The sequence below is a fragment of the Streptomyces sp. NPDC004327 genome (genome assembly GCF_042873935.1).
Lineage (GTDB): Bacteria > Actinomycetota > Actinomycetes > Streptomycetales > Streptomycetaceae > Streptomyces.
Genome location: NZ_JBIAME010000009.1, coordinates 294,771 through 312,884, shown reverse-complemented (window position 1 = coordinate 312,884; position 18,114 = coordinate 294,771). Strand labels below are relative to the sequence as shown.

General features: G+C 73.0%; 16 protein-coding genes. 11 read left to right on the top strand and 5 right to left on the bottom strand.

What is annotated here, in order from left to right:
- Window positions 1-94: 94 nt before the first annotated feature.
- The 3 genes from ACFYU9_RS29540 to ACFYU9_RS29530 are packed head-to-tail and all read left to right on the top strand — an operon-like array spanning window position 95 to window position 5,008.
- Entirely contained in the window at window positions 95-2,692 is a 2,598-nt protein-coding gene (locus tag ACFYU9_RS29540) for a YfhO family protein (protein WP_389207833.1), read from the top strand.
- Between the two features lie 40 nt (window positions 2,693-2,732).
- Window positions 2,733-3,704 (top strand): glycosyltransferase family 2 protein, encoded by a 972-nt coding sequence (locus ACFYU9_RS29535; RefSeq protein ID WP_389207831.1) that lies wholly within the window; start codon window positions 2,733-2,735, stop codon window positions 3,702-3,704.
- A 2-nt stretch (window positions 3,705-3,706) separates the two neighbouring features.
- On the top strand, window positions 3,707-5,008 hold the full coding sequence (locus ACFYU9_RS29530; RefSeq protein ID WP_389207829.1) for a polysialyltransferase family glycosyltransferase: 1,302 nt from the start codon (window positions 3,707-3,709) through the stop codon (window positions 5,006-5,008).
- Here ACFYU9_RS29530 and ACFYU9_RS29525 read toward each other — a convergent pair.
- On the bottom strand, window positions 5,005-5,790 hold the full coding sequence (locus ACFYU9_RS29525; protein WP_389207827.1) for a VOC family protein: 786 nt from the start codon (window positions 5,788-5,790) through the stop codon (window positions 5,005-5,007). The genes ACFYU9_RS29530 and ACFYU9_RS29525 overlap by 4 nt on opposite strands.
- Before the next feature lie 180 nt (window positions 5,791-5,970).
- Between ACFYU9_RS29525 and ACFYU9_RS29520 the strand changes: the two genes are divergently transcribed.
- On the top strand, window positions 5,971-6,804 hold the full coding sequence (locus tag ACFYU9_RS29520) for a sulfurtransferase (protein WP_389207826.1): 834 nt from the start codon (window positions 5,971-5,973) through the stop codon (window positions 6,802-6,804).
- 66 nt (window positions 6,805-6,870) lie between these two features.
- Here the strand turns inward: ACFYU9_RS29520 and sepH are convergent, their stop codons facing one another.
- Window positions 6,871-7,926 carry a septation protein SepH gene (gene sepH / locus ACFYU9_RS29515; RefSeq protein WP_389207824.1) on the bottom strand — a complete coding sequence of 352 codons (1,056 nt, stop codon included), beginning with the start codon at window positions 7,924-7,926 and terminating at the stop codon, window positions 6,871-6,873.
- Window positions 7,927-8,400: 474 nt separating this feature from the next.
- On the opposite strand from sepH, the gene ACFYU9_RS29510 reads away from it, so the two are divergent.
- Window positions 8,401-9,102 carry a hypothetical protein gene (locus ACFYU9_RS29510; RefSeq protein ID WP_389207822.1) on the top strand — a complete coding sequence of 234 codons (702 nt, stop codon included), beginning with the start codon at window positions 8,401-8,403 and terminating at the stop codon, window positions 9,100-9,102.
- A gap of 4 nt (window positions 9,103-9,106) precedes the next feature.
- Here ACFYU9_RS29510 and ACFYU9_RS29505 read toward each other — a convergent pair whose 3' ends face one another.
- Window positions 9,107-10,456 (bottom strand): D-arabinono-1,4-lactone oxidase, encoded by a 1,350-nt coding sequence (locus ACFYU9_RS29505; protein WP_389207820.1) that lies wholly within the window; start codon window positions 10,454-10,456, stop codon window positions 9,107-9,109.
- Window positions 10,395-11,657 carry an MFS transporter gene (locus ACFYU9_RS29500; protein ID WP_389207818.1) on the bottom strand — a complete coding sequence of 421 codons (1,263 nt, stop codon included), beginning with the start codon at window positions 11,655-11,657 and terminating at the stop codon, window positions 10,395-10,397. The genes ACFYU9_RS29505 and ACFYU9_RS29500 overlap by 62 nt, the downstream gene beginning before the upstream one ends.
- Window positions 11,658-11,788: 131 nt before the next feature.
- On the opposite strand from ACFYU9_RS29500, the gene ACFYU9_RS29495 reads away from it, so the two are divergent.
- Both ACFYU9_RS29495 and ACFYU9_RS29490 read left to right on the top strand, forming a co-directional pair.
- Complete coding sequence (locus ACFYU9_RS29495) at window positions 11,789-12,916, top strand: ferrochelatase (protein WP_389207817.1); 1,128 nt, start codon at window positions 11,789-11,791, stop codon at window positions 12,914-12,916.
- A 47-nt stretch (window positions 12,917-12,963) separates the two neighbouring features.
- Window positions 12,964-13,764 (top strand): inositol monophosphatase family protein, encoded by an 801-nt coding sequence (locus ACFYU9_RS29490; protein ID WP_389207815.1) that lies wholly within the window; start codon window positions 12,964-12,966, stop codon window positions 13,762-13,764.
- Between the two features lie 111 nt (window positions 13,765-13,875).
- Here ACFYU9_RS29490 and ACFYU9_RS29485 read toward each other — a convergent pair whose 3' ends face one another.
- Complete coding sequence (locus ACFYU9_RS29485) at window positions 13,876-14,049, bottom strand: hypothetical protein (protein ID WP_389207813.1); 174 nt, start codon at window positions 14,047-14,049, stop codon at window positions 13,876-13,878.
- A 364-nt stretch (window positions 14,050-14,413) separates the two neighbouring features.
- Here ACFYU9_RS29485 and ACFYU9_RS29480 point away from each other — a divergent pair, with 364 nt between their 5' ends.
- The 4 genes from ACFYU9_RS29480 to ACFYU9_RS29465 all read left to right on the top strand — a co-directional run bounded on the left by ACFYU9_RS29480 (window position 14,414) and on the right by ACFYU9_RS29465 (window position 18,039).
- Window positions 14,414-15,067: a response regulator transcription factor gene (locus ACFYU9_RS29480; RefSeq protein WP_389207811.1), complete on the top strand. Its 654-nt coding sequence runs from the start codon at window positions 14,414-14,416 to the stop codon at window positions 15,065-15,067.
- A 4-nt stretch (window positions 15,068-15,071) separates the two neighbouring features.
- A complete protein-coding gene (locus ACFYU9_RS29475; protein ID WP_389207809.1) occupies window positions 15,072-16,307 on the top strand; it encodes a sensor histidine kinase in 1,236 nt (411 codons plus the stop codon).
- A 397-nt stretch (window positions 16,308-16,704) separates the two neighbouring features.
- Entirely contained in the window at window positions 16,705-17,001 is a 297-nt protein-coding gene (locus ACFYU9_RS29470; RefSeq protein ID WP_003955561.1) for a DUF4193 domain-containing protein, read from the top strand.
- 12 nt (window positions 17,002-17,013) lie between these two features.
- Window positions 17,014-18,039, top strand: coding sequence for a hypothetical protein (locus tag ACFYU9_RS29465; RefSeq protein WP_389207807.1), 1,026 nt, complete (start codon window positions 17,014-17,016; stop codon window positions 18,037-18,039).
- Window positions 18,040-18,114: the final 75 nt, after the last annotated feature.

Sequence of the window (18,114 nt, the reverse complement as noted above, 5' to 3'; positions counted from 1 at the left end):
CCCCCGGACCTCCTGCTGATCGGTCGCGGGTCGCACGGCTCGGAGGTAATGCGTCAATACGCCGATCACCGAGCAGAGCAGTCCTGGAGGACGTGTGCCACCCGCAGCCGAGACCGAGCCCTCCCCGTCCCGGCCGTCCCGGCCGCGACTGCGGGCGGCGGCCGGCGCGGCCGCGCTCACCGGCCTGCTGTTCTGTCTCGCCGGCCGGCTCGCCGGGAGCTACCCGTTCGGCCCCCGGACCCGGAACATCGTCGACCTGGGCCAGCAGTACCTCCCGTACCACGCCTACTGGCGCAAGCTGCTCCTCGGACAGGCCCACGGCGATCTCTTCCTCAACTGGACATCGGGTTTTGGATCCAACTTCCTGGGCGACTTCGGCACATATCTGAGCAGCCCCTTCGACCTGCTCGTCGTCCTCTTCCCGGCCGACCGCACCGAACTCGCGCTGTACGTGATCACCGCCGCCAAGATCTCCACCGCGGGCGCGGCGATGGCGGCCCTGCTGCTCACGCTGCGGCGCGGGCCCTGGCCGGTCGCGGCCGTGCTCGGCACCGCGTACGCCCTGTCCGGCTGGACCTTCAACTACGGGGCCACCGTGCCGATGTGGCTCGACGGGCTGGTCGCCTTCCCGCTGCTCTGCCTGGTGGGGGAGTGGGCCCGGAAGGGACGCCGGCCGGTCCTCGGGCCGCTGGTCGTCGCCTTCGCCTGGTTCGCCAACTTCTACACCGCGTACATGGCGACCCTCGGCGCCGCCGCCGTCCTCGTCGTCCGCCTCCTCACGGCCGACGACACCGGCAGCGGCATCGAGCACGCCCCCGGGCGACGCCCGCGCCTGGCCGGGCTGCTGCGCGCCGCCCGTACCGTCCTCATCGGCATCGGGCTCGCCGCCCCGCTGGTCACCGTCATCTTCCTGGCCACCAAGGTCGCCGACCCGACGCCGCCGACCGCGTTCGAGCCGGCCGTCTGGACCGACGTCCTCGCTCGCTTCCTGCCGGCCACCGCGAGCGTGGCCACCCCCGCCCTCTTCATCGGCACGCCCGCGCTCGCCCTCGCGCTCACCCTGCCGTTCAACAGCGCGGTGGCCGTCCGGGTCCGGGCCGGCTGGACCGCGGCCGTAGTCCTGGTCGCGCTCTCCCTCCAGTGGGAGCCGACCCATCTCCTCTGGCACGCCGGGGCCTCTCCCAACGGCATCCCCTACCGTCAGACCTTCGTGCTGTGCGGGCTGCTGCTGATGGCCGCCTGGCTCTCCGTCGCCCGGGGCCTGCCCGGGATCTGCGCGCTGCTCGGCGGCGCCGGACTGGTCGCGTTCGTCTCGCGGGCGGCCGAGGACAGCGTCGACATCGACCGCTGGACCTACCCCGCCGTCGCCGCGGCCGCCGTCCTGGCCGTGCTCGCCGCGCTCTTCGCCGCTCTCGGCCGGCGCCGCGGCGGCCGGCTGCTCCCGCTCCTCGCCGTCGTGCTCCTCCTCGCCGCCCAGGCCGGCGAGACCCTGGTCACCGGCAAGCGCATCGAGGAACAGCAGCTCGGCGAGGTCTCCTGGGCACCCCGGATCGGCCCCTGGCACACCGACATGACCCGCGAGGTCGCCGCCAAGGACGCCTGGCCGCGCCACCGCACCGACCCCGGCGAGGTCCCCGGCGGCAACGACGTGCTCCTCGTCGGCGGCGAGGGCGCCGACTACTACAGCAGCCTCACCGCGGACACGTACTCCCGCCTCCTCGCCGACCTCGGCTTCGGCTACTACGCCAAGGGCCGGCACCCGGTCAGCCTGGACAACCCGGTCACCGACGCGATCTTCTCCATCGGCACCCGGATGCGCTCCACGCCCACGGCCCCGCTCGCCCCGGACCGGCTGCCCGAGGCCGCCATCACCGTCTCCGACACCCCCGTACCGCCGCTCGTCACGGTCCGTCCGCAGGGCGACGAGCGGCCCGCCGACTCGGCCTTCACCCGCCAGGAACAGCTCCTCGGCCACCACGTGTACGACGTCCCGGCCGCCCCGCGCCGTACCGGCGCCGCCGACGGCACCGCCACCCTCACCGCCGCCTGCCCGGCCGGCTCCCAGGTGTGGCTGTGGGCGCCCGAGTACCAGGGCACCGCCGCCCTCCACGGACGGACCGCAACCGGCTTCACCGGCAAGCTGCCCGCCGTCCTCGGCCCCATGCAGCCGCTCGGCACCACCCCGGCCGACGGCACCGTCCGCATCGACCTGCGCCCCGAGCCCAAGGCCCTGCCCCGGCTCAGGCTCCCCGAGCACCCGGTCGGCTGCCTGGTCACCGCCCGCCTCACCGCCGCCGTCGCGCAGCTCACCGCCACCGGCGCCACCGACGTCCGCACCACCGGCCACACGATCACCGCGCAGCTGCCCCCGGGCAGCACCGGCACCGCCGTCGTCGCCGTCCCGCGGATCTCCGGCTGGCGCTGCGCGGCCGGCGACGCGCCCCTCGCGCCCGCGCGCGACCGCCTCGGCCTGCTCGCCGTCCCCCTCGACGGCAAGGCCACCTCCGTGACCTGCTCCTTCCGGCCGCCGGGCGTCGAGCTCGGTGGCGCGGCCGGCGCGGCCGCCCTCGTGGCGCTGCTCGCCACCGCGGCGCTCCACCGACGCCGCCGCCACTCCCGTGAACCCGCAGGACGGCAAGAGTTCACCGTTCGTGCAGCCGCGGCTCGTTCAACGGAGAAGAGCGCTGTCTAGTCTGCCCGCCAGTACCCGTATGCGAGTTGGGGATTTCCGAGTGCCGAAACTGTCCGTCATCGTGCCCTTCCACAATGTCGGGCCCTACGCCCCCGACACCCTGCGCAGCCTCGCCGACAACGCGGACCCGGACACGGACATCGAGTTCCTGCTGGTCGACGACCACTCCACGGACGACACCCCGGACTTCCTGGACCGCTGGAAGGACCGCATCCCGCAGGCCACGGTGATCCGCCACGAGACCAACCTCGGCGTCGCCCAGGCCCGTAACACCGGCATCGACGCGGCGACCGGCGACTACCTCACCTTCCTCGACGGCGACGACTGGTACGCACCCGGTCATCTGCGCGCAATGGTCGACGGCATCCACCGCCTGGGCTGCGACTTCGCGCGCACCGACCACGTCCTGTCGACCGACCGGAACCGGCAGATCCGCTACGCCCCGGCGAAGGAACGCGACACCGTCATGGACCCCCGGGACGGCATCGCCCCGGCCAGCATGGTGACGATGGTCGACTACCCCTTCGTCCCCTTCGGCATCTACAGCGCCCGGCTCTTCGAGAACGGCGCCTCGCGCTTCGAGACGAAGCTGCGCACCGCCGAGGACCGGCTCTGGATCTGGCGTCTGCACCTCAACGCCCGCTCCTACGCCGCGCTCTCCCTGCACGGCGTCTTCTACCGGCGCGGTGTCACCACCTCGCTGACGCAGATCACCGACAACCGGCAGCTGGACTTCATCCCCTCCTACGACCTGCTGCTCGACGAGGTCTCCCGGGACCGCGACGCCGACCGCTTCCTGCCCAAGGCCGTCCGCACCTACTGCGCCATGATCGCCTTCCACATGGCGAAGGCCGACCAGTACGAGCCGGCCGTGGCCAAGCGGCTGCGGCGCGACGTCGCCGACGCGCTGCGCCGGATGCCGCAGGCCGTCCTCGACGAGACCCTCGCGACCATGGACACCACCCGCAGCACCCTCCTGAAGAGCCTGCGCGACACCGGAAAGGCCGCCTGAGCATGCCGACCACGGAACGCGAGCGCGTCCAGATCTTCCAGGTGTCGACGCTCTACGGAGCCGCCACCGCGGCCGCCGCGATCGACGCGGGACAGTTCGGCGGCCCCGGCCACGCCCGCCGCCTCCTCCTCGTCTCGAACAACGCCGAGATCCCCGAGACCGCCGTCCGCCTCGCCTCGATGACCGGCTACGACCGGATCGCGCGCCGCTTCGACCAGGTCGTCGACTGGAACGAGGCCGTCCACCCGCACCACCCCAGCTCCTGGTCGCCCCGCCCGGAGGAGGCGCCGCTCTGGCAGCGGGTCTTCCGCACCGCCTGGGGCCTCGGCACCGCCACCGTCGAGGTGGTCGTCGAGTCCATCCAGGTCAACCCCGCCAAGGCGCTGGCCGCCGTCTTCGCCGAGAGCGCCGTCCACGTCTACGCCGACGGCCTGATGAGCTACGGCCCCACCCGCGACGAGCTGCCCCAGTCGATCGCCTGCCGGGTCCGCCGCGTCCTCCACCTCGACCTGGTGCCCGGACTGCGCCCGATGCTGCTCACCGAGTACGGCGTCGGCGCCGAACTCGTCCCCGACGACGCCTTCCGCGCGGTGCTGCGCGAGATCGCCGACGCCGCGGCCGACTCGGCGCAGGCGGCGCTGCTCGATCAGGCGGCCGCCACCGCGCCCGGCGCGCTGCTGCTCGGCCAGTACCTCGCCGTCCTCGGCATCCTCACCGTCGAGGAGGAAGAGGATCTGCACGTCAGGATGTTGCGCGGGGCCGCAGCGGCCGGTCACACCTCGATCGTCTTCAAGCCGCACCCGACCGCGCCGGCCAGCTACTCGACCGCGCTGCACGAGGAGGCCGCCCGGGCCGGCGTCACGCTCACCGTCCTGGACGGGCCGCTGCTCGCCGAGACCTTCTACGAGCGCTGCCGTCCCGAGCTCGTCGTCGGCTGCTTCTCCACCGCCATGCTCACGGCCGCCGTCTACTTCGGCGTGCCCATCGCGCGCGTCGGCACCGGCACCGTCCTCGCCCGCCTCACCCCGTACGAGAACAGCAACCGCGTCCCGCTCACCGTCGTCGACCACCTCGTGCCCGACCTGGAGGGCGACGCGGAGCCCCGCGTCCCCGGCGCCGCGCCCGACACCCTGGCGCCGCTGCTCCGGGCGGTCGGCTACTGCATGCGGCCGACCGCGCACCCGGGACTGCGGGCCGAGACGCTGCGGTACGTCACGGAGCACGCCACCGGCCCGGCGGCCGCGCTCCACTTCCCTGAAGAGCGCCTCGCGGAGCTGGAGCTTCCCGTTCCGGTGCGGTCCTAGGAGCCGCCGCCGCGGTTGACCGACCGTACGAGGGTGAAGACAGCGCCCTCCGGGTCCGACACCAGGGCGAGCCGCCCCGCCGTGCCCTCGCGCGGCGGGCGGACCACCTGGCCGCCGAGGTCCGTGACCAGGCGGGCGGACGCGTCCACGTCGTCGACCTCGAAGTACGTCATCCAGTGCGCGCCCCGGTCCCGGGGCAGCGCGGTGCCCACCCCGTGCAGGGAGGCGACCGGGCGGCCGTCGAGGTGCAGGGTCAGGTAGTCGAAGTCGGCGGAGACGAGGGGCTCCACCGCGTAGTCGAAGACCGACCCGTAGAACTTGCCGACCGAGGCCGTCTCGTACGTCAGCAGTTCGTTCCAGACGGGCGTCCCGGCCGGTCCGGCGGCCGCCGTGCCGTGGTGGGCCTCGGCCTGCCAGACGCCGAAGACGGCGCCGGCCGGGTCCGCGCAGATCACCAGGCGGCCGGCCTCGCCCGCGTCCAGCGGGCCGACCGCGACCGTGCCGCCGCAGCAGCGGATGGTCTCCGCCGTCTCGTCGGCGTCGCCGGTCGCGAGATAGGGGGTCCAGGCGATCGGCAGGTGCCGGTCCGGCGGCAGCTGGCCGATCCCGGCCACCTCCTCGCCGTCGAGCAGCGCGCGGACGTAGGGGCCGAGCTGCTGCGGGCCCGGCTCGAACTCCCAGCCGAACAGCTCCGCGTAGAACTCCCGCGTCGCGTCAAGTCCATGCACCATCAAGCTCACCCAACAGGGTGTGCCCGGTGTACGCCGAGTCGCCTCGGTCATCGTCACTCTCTCCTCGCCAGTGGCCGTACGAGGTGGGGCCGGCGGGCCGTACGAAGCTCCCCGGCCGGTCACTGCCCGCCGCGGGCCCTCCGTACACATGCGGTGGTGGTTCGCCCCTCGCCGATGTTCGCACCCCGAAGCCGGCCACGCGCCCCCGGGCGCTGAGCGAGGATGGCACCTATGAAGCCCATCATCTCCGCAACCGAACTCTTGAGCGAGTCGGCAGGGGTGGCGCCCCCGGTCCTGCTGGACGTCCGCTGGACCCTCGGCGGCCCGCCCGGCGGCCCCGAGTACGCGGCCGGACACCTTCCCGGCGCCGTCTACGTCGACCTGGACACCGAGCTGGCGGGCCCGCCCGGGAAGGGCGGCCGGCACCCGCTGCCCGACCCGGAGGCCTTCGGCGCGGCGATGCGCCGTGCCGGTGTCCGCGCGGACACCCCGGTCGTCGTCTACGACGGCGGCCTCGGCTGGGGCGCGGCCCGCGCGTGGTGGCTGCTGCGCTGGGCGGGTCACCCGAACGTGCGGGTCCTCGACGGCGGTCTCGCCGCCTGGACGGGTGAGCTGTCCCGGGAAACGCCGGCGCCCGCGCCGGGCGACTTCACGCCGGAGCCGGACGCCGGCCCCCTCGCACTGCTCGACGCGGACGGCGCGGCCGCCCTGGCCCGCTCGGGCCTGCTCCTGGACGCGCGGGCCGCGGAGCGCTACCGCGGTGACGTGGAGCCCATCGACCCGGTCGGCGGCCACATCCCGGGCGCGGTCTCGGCGCCGACGACCGAGAACGTGGGCCCGGACGGGCGCTTCCTGCCGGCCGCGGAGCTGACCGGCCGTTTCACCGCCCTGGGCGCGGCCGAGGCGCCCGAGGTCGCGGTCTACTGCGGCTCCGGCGTCTCCGGCGCCCACGAGGTGCTCGCCCTGGAGCTCGCCGGCTTCCCCGCCGCCCTCTACGCGGGCTCCTGGTCCGAGTGGTCCGCCGACCCCGGCCGCCCGGTGGCCAAGGGGCCGGACCGGGGATAGCCGGACACGACGGAGGGGCCCGCGCCACCGGTGTGGCGCGGGCCCCTCCTCGTACGGCTGCCGGGGCTACTCCTGCTTCTTGCGGCGCGTGCCGAAGACGATCTCGTCCCAGCTGGGGACCGCCGCGCGGCGGCCCGGTCGGACGCCGTCCGCCTCGGCCTGGCGGTCGGTGGCACCGTGCAGCCGGTCGCGGTGGCCCGAGACCGCGCGCGGCATGAGGACGTCCGCGTACGCGGAGCCCGCGCCCGCCGAGGCCGCCGGGGCCGGGGGCTCCTCGGCCTCGACCTCGTCGGAGGGCTCGCCGCCGGGCTGCTCCGGCACGACCATGTCGCCGCGGAAGCTCGGCACGGCCTCCAGGAGGCTGGTGAGCGAGTCGCGCTCCTCCTCGGGCTCGGGCGCCGGGGCGGGTGTCCGGTCGATCTGGCGGTCGAGCGCGCGGTCCAGCGGCCGGTCGCGGGGGAGCCGGGCGATCCGCGGGACGAAGGGGAAGCTCGGCTCCGGCACGGCGGCCAGCGTGTCGTCGGTCTCGCCGATCAGCGCGCGGGCCTCGTCGTCGACGGCCTGGACGAGCCGCCGCGGCGGGTCGTACGTCCAGCTCGCCGTGTGCACCTCGCCGGCCACCCGGTAGACGAGCAGCACCTCCCAGGTGCCGTCGTCCCGGCGCCAGGAGTCCCACTGCACGGTGTCCTTCTCGGCGCCGCGCAGCAGCAGTCGCTCCTGCACCGCCTCGCCGAGCTGCGGACCGGTGTTCTCGCCCGGCCGGCGCACGGGGGTCTTCCGGGCGCGCTCGGCCATGAACGCGCGCTCCGCGAGCACCGGGCCCTCGAAGCGGCGCACCCGGTCGACGGGGATGCCGGCGAGCTGCGCGACCTCCTCGGCGGAGGCACCGGCACGTATCCGGGCCTGGATGTCGCGGGGGCGGAGGTGGCTCTCCACCTCGATCTCGATCTGGCCGAGCCGGGCGCGGTCGTTGCGCACCGCTGCCCGCAGCCGCTCGTCGATCGGAAGCGTGTACTCCGTGCTGTCCGCAGCCTTCAGCACCAGTCGTGTGCCGTCGTTCGAGACGGCCACGACACGCAGTTCGGGCATGGGAACCTCCCGGGTGGTGCCTGCCGACGTCACGTGCGTCGCTGCTTCCGCTAGTCGAGTGTGGCCTGCCCGGGTGCAGCCTGCCACAACCCTGCCGAGTTGCCCGGCGTGTCGGGCCTGGACCCTGGAACGCCGTTATGGCACGGTTACCAGTTCACGACGCAGAGTGACGGATCGTCACGCTGAGTCGCGGGTCGCCGTGCGGTGCCGCGGCGCCGCCGGTTCGAGTGCCACCTTCGGCCCCCTTCCGTCGATTCCGGACACCCGTGAGGGGATCCGGACCCAGGGCTCGCCACAGTACTCCATTCGGGCCACCTGGGTGGACCGGCGCGCCGCCCAACTTCTCGGGACGTACGGGAGTTGAGTCTGGGAGTTCTCGCCCGCCGAGTGTCGCTCTTCACAGAACCACCGGAAACGGAACTAATCCCTTCGCCTATTTGTCCCTTCTGGGTGCACGTGGGAACACACGTGGGAACAGATGGACAAGCAGGGGCTGGAGACACGGAAGTGAAGAAACGGTTCGACCTGAGCGTCCCTCAAGTCGCGGGCAGCGCGGTCGCCGCCGTGGCCGCCGCCAAGCTCGCCTCCAGCCTCGGCGTCTACGGCACCATCCTCGGCGCCGGCGTGATCAGTGTCATCGCCACCTGTGGCGGCCCGGTCCTCCAGCACCTCTTCAAGCGCACCGGCGAGCAGATGCGCGAGGTCGCCGCGCAGCCGAAGCAGCCGGCCCGCCCCCAGGCGGTCGGGGAGTTCGGCGAGGCCACCACCCACGGCACCCGGATGCGCGGCTGGAAGCGCCCCGCCCTCGGCGCCGCCGCGGTCTTCCTCCTCGCGATGGGCGGCATCACCGCGTACGAGCTGACCTCCGGTCAGGACTTCAGCGGCACGCAGGGCAGTACGACCTTCGGGTCGGCGGTCCGCGGCGGCGACCGTGCCGCCGACGAGCCCGCGACGCCCCAGCGCGAACGCGGCGGCGCGGCGACGCCGACCCCGGGCGACTCCCCGGGCGGCGGTGGCACCGGCACGGCCACCCCCGACCCCACCCGCACCGGCACCGGCACCGCGACGCCCGCGCCCACGGGCTCCGCCGACCCCACCGACGACCCCGGCGGCACTCCGACGGCCGAGCCCCCGGCCACCCCGCCGGCCACGCCGCCCGCCACCGCGCCCGTGTCGCCGCCCGCCGCGGGCGGCGCGAGCGCCGGATGACCCGTCAGTCGCCCAGTACCCGCCGCAGATAGTCGTTGCCGAAGCGCCGCTCCGGGTCCAGCCGGTCCCGCAGCGCCGTGAACTCGGCGAAGCGCGGGTAGACCTTCGCGAAGTAGCCCGCGTCCCTGGTGTGCACCTTGCCCCAGTGCGGCCGCCCGCCGTGCCCGGTCATGATCCGCTCGACCGCGGTGAAGTAGCCGTGGTGGGGCGTGCCCCTGTAGAGGTGCACCGCGATGTACGCGGTCTCCCGCTCCGAGGCCGTGGACAGCGTGATGTCGTCGGCCGGCGCCGTGCGCACCTCCACCGGGAAGCTCACCTTCAGCGGCGAGCGTTCGATCATCGCCTTGAGCTCGCGCAGCGCCGGGACCGCCGCCGCCCGCGGCAGCGCGTACTCCATCTCCAGGAAGCGCACCCGGCGCGGCGAGGTGAAGACCTTGTACGCGATGTCCGTGTACGTACGGGCCGACAGCGCCCGGCTGGAGATCCTGGCCAGCGACGGGACGACCGGCGGCACCGCGCGGCCGAGCGCGCAGGCGACCCGGAAGACGCCGTTGGAGAGGAACTCGTCCTCGAACCAGCCGCCGATCCTGCCGACCGGGGCGGCGGGGCCCTGGCTGCGGTTGTTGCGCTTGGTGTTGCAGTTGTCGGTGTGCGGGAACCAGTAGAACTCGAAGTGCTCGTTCTCCGCGTGCAGCGCGTCGAACTCCGAGGTCACCCGGTCGAAGGACATCGGCTCCTCGCGCGCGGTGAGCAGGAAGACCGGTTCGACGGCGAAGGTGATCGCGGTGACCACGCCGAGCGCGCCCAGGCCGATCCGGGCCGCGGCGAAGACCGCGCGTTCCTCTTCGGTCCCCGTCTTCGAGCAGGTCATCAGGCGGCCGTCGGCGGTGACCAGTTCCAGCGCGCGGATCTGGGCGGCGATGGAGGCCGAGTCGCGGCCGGTGCCGTGGGTGCCCGTGGAGGTGGCGCCGGCGACCGTCTGCTCCATGATGTCGCCCATGTTCGTGAGCGAGAGGCCCTCGCGGGCCAGCGCCACGTTGAGCCGCTTGAGCGGGGTGCCGGACTCCACGGTCACGGTCATCGCCTCGCGGTCGATCCGGCGGATGCCGGTGAGCAGTCCCGGCCGGATGAGCACGCCGTCCGTGGCGGCGATCGAGGTGAAGGAGTGTCCGGTGCCCACCGTCTTCACCGGGAGGCCGTCCTCGGCGGCCCTGCGCACCGCGTCGGCCACCTCCTCGGCGGACGCCGGGCTGACCTCCCGCACCGGGCGGGAGGTGACGTTCCCCGCCCAGTTACGCCACGGGCTGCCCGTCGTCCCGGCGCTCCCCGACCCCTGTGTGCTCGTCCTGCTCACGCTGCCCCTCCCGCGTCGGCGCCGGCGCGCTCAGCCGGCGGTGGCCGAGGAGGGCCACCGCGACCGCGAGCGCACCCGACAGCACGGGCACCACGTACCCCGACTCCGCCCCGGACGCGTCGACCACCCAGCCGGCGGCCGAGGAGCCGAGCGCCACACCGATCGCCAGCCCGGTACCCGTCCAGGTCATGCCCTCGGTCAGCTTGGTCTGCGGTACGTGCGCTTCGACGAGGGCCATCGTGGTCACCATCGTCGGCGCGATGGACAGGCCCGCGACAAAGAGCGCCACGGCCAGCAACGGCAGGTTCCCGGCCAGTAGGAGGGGGATCATACTCACGGCCATCGCGCAGACCCCCACGAGCCAGCGCCGCGACGGCTCGCCCTTGAGGTGCAGCAGCCCGAAGACGGCGCCGGCGACACAGGAACCGAGCGCGTAGACGGCCAGAACCAGGCTTGCCGCGGCCTTGTGGCCCTGCTCCTCGGCGAAGGCGACCGTCACGACGTCGACCGAGCCGAAGACGGCGCCGGTGGCCACGAAGGCGAGGGTGAGGATCTGCAGGCCGGGGGAGCGCAGCGCGGAGCCGCCCGCCTGCGCCGCGTGCGGGTGCGGGGCGGGCTCGGTGGCGCGCTGCGCGGTCAGCCAGAAGACGCCGATGGCGAGGAAGACGCCGGCCAGCAGCGGACCGGCCTCCGGGAACCAGACGGTGGACAGGCCGATGGAGATGATCGGGCCGAAGATGAAGCACACCTCGTCGACGATCGACTCCCACGAATACGCGGTGTGCAGCTGCCGGGCCTCGCCCCGGTAGATGTTCGCCCAGCGGGCGCGGGTCATCGCGCCGAGGCTCGGCACGCAGCCGACGAAGGCCGTGAACACGAACAGCGTCCAGTCCGGTGCCTCGAACTTCACGCACAGGAGCAGGCCGGCGGCGGCCACCAGCGAGATCAGCGTCGCCGGGCGCAGCACCCGGCGCTGGCCGTGCCGGTCGACCAGTCGGGATATCTGCGGGCCGAGCACGGCGGCGGACATGGCGAGGGTCGCGGAGAGCGCGCCGGCCAGCCCGTACCGCCCGGTGACCTGGGAGATCATCGTGACGATGCCGATGCCCATCATGGACAGCGGCATCCGGCCGAGGAAGCCGGCGACGGAGAAGGACCGGGTGCCGGGTGCCGCGAAGATCGCGCGATAGGGACTGGGCAAGTGGATCTCCGGGCTTCCGTGGCTCGTGTAATTAATAGCTAAAGCCTACGGTGTTGAACTGATTTGGTCACTCGCCTTTTTCGGTCGGGCCGCGCCCCCGGCCGTCAGAGCCGGGTGGGAGGATCGGTGCCATGTCCGACGAGCTCGATCCCGCCCCGTACGACGCCCTGCTGCTGCTCTCCTTCGGCGGCCCCGAGGGCCCCGACGACGTGGTCCCGTTCCTGGAGAACGTGACCCGCGGCCGCGGCATCCCCAAGGAACGGCTGAAGGAAGTGGGCCGGCACTACTTCCTCTTCGGCGGCGTCAGCCCCATCAACGGCCAGAACCGAGCCCTGCTCGACGCGCTGCGCGCCGACTTCGCCGCGGCCGGCCTCGACCTGCCGGTCTACTGGGGCAACCGGAACTGGGCGCCGTACCTCACCGACACCCTGCGCGAGATGGTCACCGACGGCCGCCGCCACATCGCCGTCCTCGCCACCAGCGCGTACGCCTCCTACTCCGGCTGCCGGCAGTACCGCGAGAACCTGGCCGACTCCCTCGCCGAGCTGGAGGCGGAGGGGCTGCCGCTGCCGCGCGTCGACAAGCTGCGGCACTACTTCAACCACCCCGGCTTCGTCCGGCCCATGGTCGAGGGCGTCCTCGCCTCCCTCGCCGAGCTCGACGAGTCCGTCCGGGACGGCGCCCACCTGGCCTTCACCACGCACTCCATCCCCGAGTCCGCCGCCGACGCCTCCGGGCCCCTCGCCGACCACGGCGAGGGCGGCGCCTACGTGAAGCAGCACCTCGACGTCGCCCGGCTGATCGCCGACGCGGTCCGCGAGGAGACCGGCGCCGACCACCCCTGGCAGCTCGTCTACCAGTCCCGCAGCGGCGCCCCGCACATCCCGTGGCTGGAACCCGACATCTGCGACCACCTGGAGGAGCTGCACGGCGCCGGGGCACCGGCCGTCGTCATGGTGCCGATCGGCTTCGTCTCGGACCACATGGAGGTCCTGTACGACCTCGACACCGAGGCCACCGCCAAGGCGGCCGAACTCGGGCTCCCGGTACGGCGCTCGGCCACCGTCGGGGCCGACCCGCGGTTCGCCGCGGCCGTGCGCGAGCTCGTCCTGGAGCGCGCCGCCGGCGAGCGCGGGCAGCGGGTCGAGCGCTGCGCACTCGGCGCGCTCGGGCCCTCCCACGACCTCTGCCCGATCGGCTGCTGCCCGGCCCGCGCGGAGCGCCCGGCCGCGGCCGGCGCCGACAGCCCGTACGCCTGATCCGCCCCCCCCCTGATCCGCAGGTTCCGTACGCCCAAGGAGACCTCGTGACCGATCCCCTGCTGCAGGAACTCCTCGACCTGGCCCTGGCGGCCGGGCGCCACGCCGGCGCGCTGCTGCGCGACGGGCGGCCCGACGACCTGGCCGTGGCCAAGACCAAGTCGAGCGCCATCGACGTGGTCACCGAGATGGACATCGCCGCCGAGAAGCTCATCACGGGCTTCCTCGCCGAGCGCCGCCCGCACGACGGCTTCCTCGGCGAGGAGGGCGCGGCCACCGAGGGCACCAGCGGGGTGCGCTGGGTGATCGACCCGCTCGACGGCACCGTGAACTACCTCTACGGGCTGCCGACCTGGTCCGTCTCCATCGCCGCCGAGCGGGACGGCGAGACCGTCGTCGGCGTCGTCGAGGTGCCGATGCGCGGCGAGACCTTCCACGCGGTCCTCGGCGGCGGCGCCTGGCTCGGCGACCGCCGGCTGGCCACGCGCCCCTCGCCGGAGCTCGGCCAGGCCCTCGTCGCCACCGGCTTCGGCTACATCCAGGCCCGTCGTGCCCACCAGGCCGACGTCGCCCAGCGCCTGCTCCCGCAGGTCCGCGACATCCGCCGGGCCGGCTCGGCCGCCATCGACCTCTGCGACGTCGCGGCGGGCCGCCTCGACGCCTACTACGAGCGCGGCCTCAACCCCTGGGACCTCGCGGCGGGCGACCTGATCGCCCGCGAGGCCGGCGGCCTGACCGGCGGCCGCCCCGGCGAGCCGCCGTCGGGCGAGCTGGCGCTCGCCGCCTCCGCGGGCCTGTTCGGGGTGCTGCAGGAGTTCCTGGAGGAAGCCGGGGCCTGGCACGACTGAGCGGGCGCGAGGGCCGCAGCGCGGCCCTCAGGGCCGGGAAGCGCACGGAACGCGGGCGGGCCCCGGGAGTCTCGGTGACTCCCGGGGCCCGCCCGCGTGCGTTGCGGTGGGTCAGGCGCTGGCCGCGCCGACCTCCACGCCGTGTTCGGCGGCCAGGCGGTGCAGGTCGTCAAGCTCGGCCAGCTCGACCTCCACCAGGAAGTCGTCGCCCGCCTCACGAGCGCGCGTGAGGTCGGACTGCGTGGTCCTGATGCGGTGCAGCAGCCCTGCGGTGAAAGCGTCCATCGTGCGCCCCCTCGTCGTGGGTCGTGGCACGAAGAGTGCCCGGGGTGGGTGGACCACGCACCGCAACCTCTGGGGGACAGAGAGTGGTGGACGGCAGGCCGTCCACGGGGCGTGATCGCGGGGTTGCTAGTCGTCCTCCCCAACGCCTTTCGCGGGGAAACCTCAACTGGCCCGCGAATCAGGTGAATTCTTCGGAGCGCGCCCCCGGCCGCCTGTCCCGCGGCCGCTCGCGGAAGCCGTACACCGCCGTCTTACAGCCGGTTTACGCGCGTTCGGGGCAGGATGGACACGCACAGTCAGTGCGTGAAACCGCCCGTCCGCGTCCAGACCTCAAGGACCGGGGCCCAGGAAAGGATCTACAGACGTGCGCGTACTCGTCGTCGAGGACGAGCAGCTGCTCGCGGATGCGGTGGCGACCGGCCTGCGCCGTGAGGCCATGGCGGTCGACGTCGTGTACGACGGCGCCGCCGCCCTGGAGCGCGTCGGGGTGAACGACTACGACGTCGTCGTCCTCGACCGTGACCTCCCGCTGGTCCACGGCGACGACGTCTGCCGCAAGATCGTCGAGCTCGGCATGCCCACCCGGGTCCTGATGCTCACGGCCTCCGGCGACGTCAGCGACCGCGTCGAGGGCCTGGAACTGGGCGCCGACGACTACCTCCCCAAGCCCTTCGCCTTCACCGAGCTCATCGCGCGCGTCCGCGCCCTGGGCCGGCGCACCAGCGTCCCGCTCCCGCCCGTCCTGGAGCGTGCCGGCATCAAGCTCGACCCCAACCGCCGCGAGGTCTTCCGCGACGGCAAGGAGGTGCAGCTGGCGCCCAAGGAGTTCGCCGTCCTGGAGGTCCTGATGCGCAGCGAGGGCGCGGTCGTCTCGGCCGAGCAGCTCCTGGAGAAGGCGTGGGACGAGAACACCGACCCGTTCACCAACGTGGTCCGCGTCACCGTGATGACGCTGCGCCGCAAGCTGGGCGAGCCCCCGGTCATCGTCACCGTCCCCGGCTCGGGATACCGGATCTGACCCGATGGCCCAGTCCCCGGCGCCCCTGCACGCGCCCCCGAAACCGACCTGGGACCCCCGTGACCCGGTCCGCCCGCTGCTGCGTCCGACCATCCGGATAAGGCTCACGCTGCTCTACGGCGGGATGTTCCTGATCGCCGGCATCCTGCTGCTCGCGATCATCTACCTGTTCACCGCGCAGGCCCTGCGGGAGAGCACCTCCGAGCTGCCCTTCAAGGTGGTCAGCGGCACGGTCACGGCCACCACCGACTGGTGCAACCTGCCCGACAAGTCCACCGGCGAGCAGATCAACAACGCCGCCTCGATATGTCTGCGGCACCAGAGCGACCTCGCCCTGGACGACCTGCTGCGCCGCTCGCTGTTCGCCCTGCTAGGCCTGAGCATCATCGCCTTCGCCTTCGGTTACGCGATGGCCGGCCGGGTGCTCTCCCCGCTCGGCCGGATCACCCGGACCGCCCGCCAGGTGGCCGGTTCCGATCTGTCCCGGCGGATCGAGCTGGACGGCCCGGACGACGAGCTCAAGGAGCTCGCGGACACCTTCGACGAGATGCTGGAGCGCCTGGAGCGAGCCTTCAGCGCCCAGCAGCGGTTCGTCGCGAACGCCTCGCACGAGCTGCGCACGCCGCTGGCGATCAACCGCACGCTCCTGGAGGTCCAGCTGTCGGACCCCGGGGCGCCGATGGAGCTCCAGCAGCTCGGCAAGACCCTGCTCGCCACCAACGAGCGCAGCGAGCAGCTCGTCGAGGGCCTGCTGCTCCTCGCCCGCAGCGACAACGAGATCGTCGAGCGAAAACCGGTCGACCTCGCCGAGGTCGCCTCCCGGGCCGTGGACCAGGTGCACGCCGAGGCCGACGCCAAGGGCGTGGAGTTCCGCGGCGAGCGGGCCCCCGCCGTGGTCCAGGGCAACGGTGTGCTGCTCGAACGGATCGCGCTGAACCTCGTGCAGAACGCCGTCCGGTACAACGTCCCGGAGGGCGGCTGGGTCGAGGTCCTCACCTCGACGGAGAACGGCCAGGCCGTCCTGGAGGTGTCCAACACCGGGCCCGTGGTCCCCGCGTACGAGATCGACAACCTTTTCGAGCCATTCCGGCGTCTCCGCCAGGAGCGCACCGGCAGTGACAAGGGCGTCGGCCTCGGACTCTCGATCGCGCGCTCCGTCGCGCGCGCCCACGGCGGCCGTATCATCGCCGAGCCCCGTGAGGGTGGAGGCCTCGTGATGAGGGTCACCCTGCCCGTCTAGCTACACTGCATGTGCCGACCGGATTTGTTCGCCTTGGGCTAAATTTCCGGTTCTCATTCCTGAGACGATCCTGTGTGATCGATCACAGGATTGAGTGTCCGGTCCTCCACTCTCCGTGATCGCGAATTCTCTAGGAAAAGCCGGAAAAGTCCGGGTTTCCGGGGGTCCGAATGACGGGAAGTACACGGGGTGGCACCCGCGAAGGAGGGCCGACGGACCGTGTACGGTCCGGTTCGTCACCCAAAGCCGATCACTCGTGAGAGGGCGGATTGGGTGTCGATTGAGTAACAGACCTTGATGTGAGGCAAAATCTCCGCCTCGGGTCGGGCACAAGTCCGGCCTCTCACGCGTTACGTGCGCTGGAGACACCGCAAACCACCCAGAGGGGGAGAGCGACATGGCAACGGATTACGACACCCCACGCAAGACCGACGACGACGTCGACTCGGACAGCCTTGAAGAACTGAAGGCCCGGCGCAACGACAAGTCGACCTCGACCGTCGACGTCGACGAGTTCGAGGCCGCCGAGGGCCTGGAGCTCCCGGGCGCCGATCTCTCGAACGAGGAGCTGGCGGTCCGAGTGCTGCCCAAGCAGGCTGACGAGTTCACCTGCATGAGCTGCTTCCTCGTGCACCACCGCAGCCAGCTGGCTCGGGAGAAGAACGGCCAGCCGATCTGCCGCGACTGCGACTGAGATCGAGCGGCCGTGGCAGGCGACACACCGTCTCGACCGTCTCGGAAGCGACGGCTCCGGCTCCCCGGGAGGCCGGAGACGTACCAGGGCGGCTCAGGCTCGGCAGAGGACGTCCAGGACGCACCCTCCGCCGAGTACTCCGCCCACCTGCCCACACCTGGCGCACGTGACGACGAGCGAGGCCATCCGGCCTCGCTCGAAGCAGCGGACGCCGTCGACCGGGCCGACCCGTGGCCCGTCCCGGACCGTCCGGACGACGCCCCTGAGGCCCCCAAGGCCCGCAAGGGCGGTGTCCTGAGGCGCGTGGCCAACCCCGCGCGCGTCCAGCTCGACCGCATCAAGCTCGACAACGCCCGCATCGAAGCAGTGCGGCGCGGGGTCAAGCGCGGCGGTCAGGGCGCCAGGGCCGGCCTCGGCTATCTCGCGGACCGGCTCATCGAGCTCGCCCCGCGCGTGCCCGTACGGGACCTGCCCACCCTGCGCCGGCAGTTCCCCGGGCTCGGCCCGGAACAGCTCGCCGACAAGCTCGTCCTCGGCGCGGCCAACGCCAGCGCCACCGTCGGTGCCGGCATCGGCGCCGCCGCGATGCTGCCCGTACCGCCCGCGATGCCCGCCGAGCTGGCCGCGGAGATCACCGGCGTCGCCGCAGTCGAGCTCAAGCTCATCGCCGAGCTGCACGAGGTCTACGGCCTCCGGCCGCCCGGCACGCTGGCCCAGCGCTCGACCGCGTACCTGACCTCCTGGGCGGAGGAACGCGGCATCGACCCCACCAGGCCCACCACCGTCAACGCGGCCCTCGGCGGCCAGCTCAAGCGCGAACTGCGCCAGCAGATCATGAAGCGCATGGTGCGCAACCTGCCGAACCTCACCCCGTTCATGGTGGGCGCGGCCGTCGGCGCCGTCATGAACCGGCGCGACACCAGGAAGGTCGCCGGACACATCCGCAAGGACCTGCGCGCCCGCCAGATCCCCTGGGACGCCCTTCCGGAGCTGCCCCCGCTGGAGCAGCCGCAGAACCCCAAGGAGATCGACTTCTAGCCCCTGAAGGGCCCCTGAGGGCCCTCACGGGGCTGACGCGCGCCGCGGGCAGGTCCCGGCGGGATCCCGGCGGGG

What these genes read in the sequence shown, in the direction of transcription:
- ACFYU9_RS29530 (WP_389207829.1), top strand. Translation starts at nt 3,707, where the DNA reads ATGCCGACCACGGAACGCGAGCGCGTCCAGATCTTCCAGGTGTCGACG.
- ACFYU9_RS29525 (WP_389207827.1), bottom strand. Translation starts at nt 5,790, where the DNA reads ATGACCGAGGCGACTCGGCGTACACCGGGCACACCCTGTTGGGTGAGC.
- ACFYU9_RS29520 (WP_389207826.1), top strand. Translation starts at nt 5,971, where the DNA reads ATGAAGCCCATCATCTCCGCAACCGAACTCTTGAGCGAGTCGGCAGGG.
- ACFYU9_RS29495 (WP_389207817.1), top strand. Translation starts at nt 11,789, where the DNA reads ATGTCCGACGAGCTCGATCCCGCCCCGTACGACGCCCTGCTGCTGCTC.
- ACFYU9_RS29485 (WP_389207813.1), bottom strand. Translation starts at nt 14,049, where the DNA reads ATGGACGCTTTCACCGCAGGGCTGCTGCACCGCATCAGGACCACGCAG.
- ACFYU9_RS29475 (WP_389207809.1), top strand. Translation starts at nt 15,072, where the DNA reads ATGGCCCAGTCCCCGGCGCCCCTGCACGCGCCCCCGAAACCGACCTGG.
- ACFYU9_RS29470 (WP_003955561.1), top strand. Translation starts at nt 16,705, where the DNA reads ATGGCAACGGATTACGACACCCCACGCAAGACCGACGACGACGTCGAC.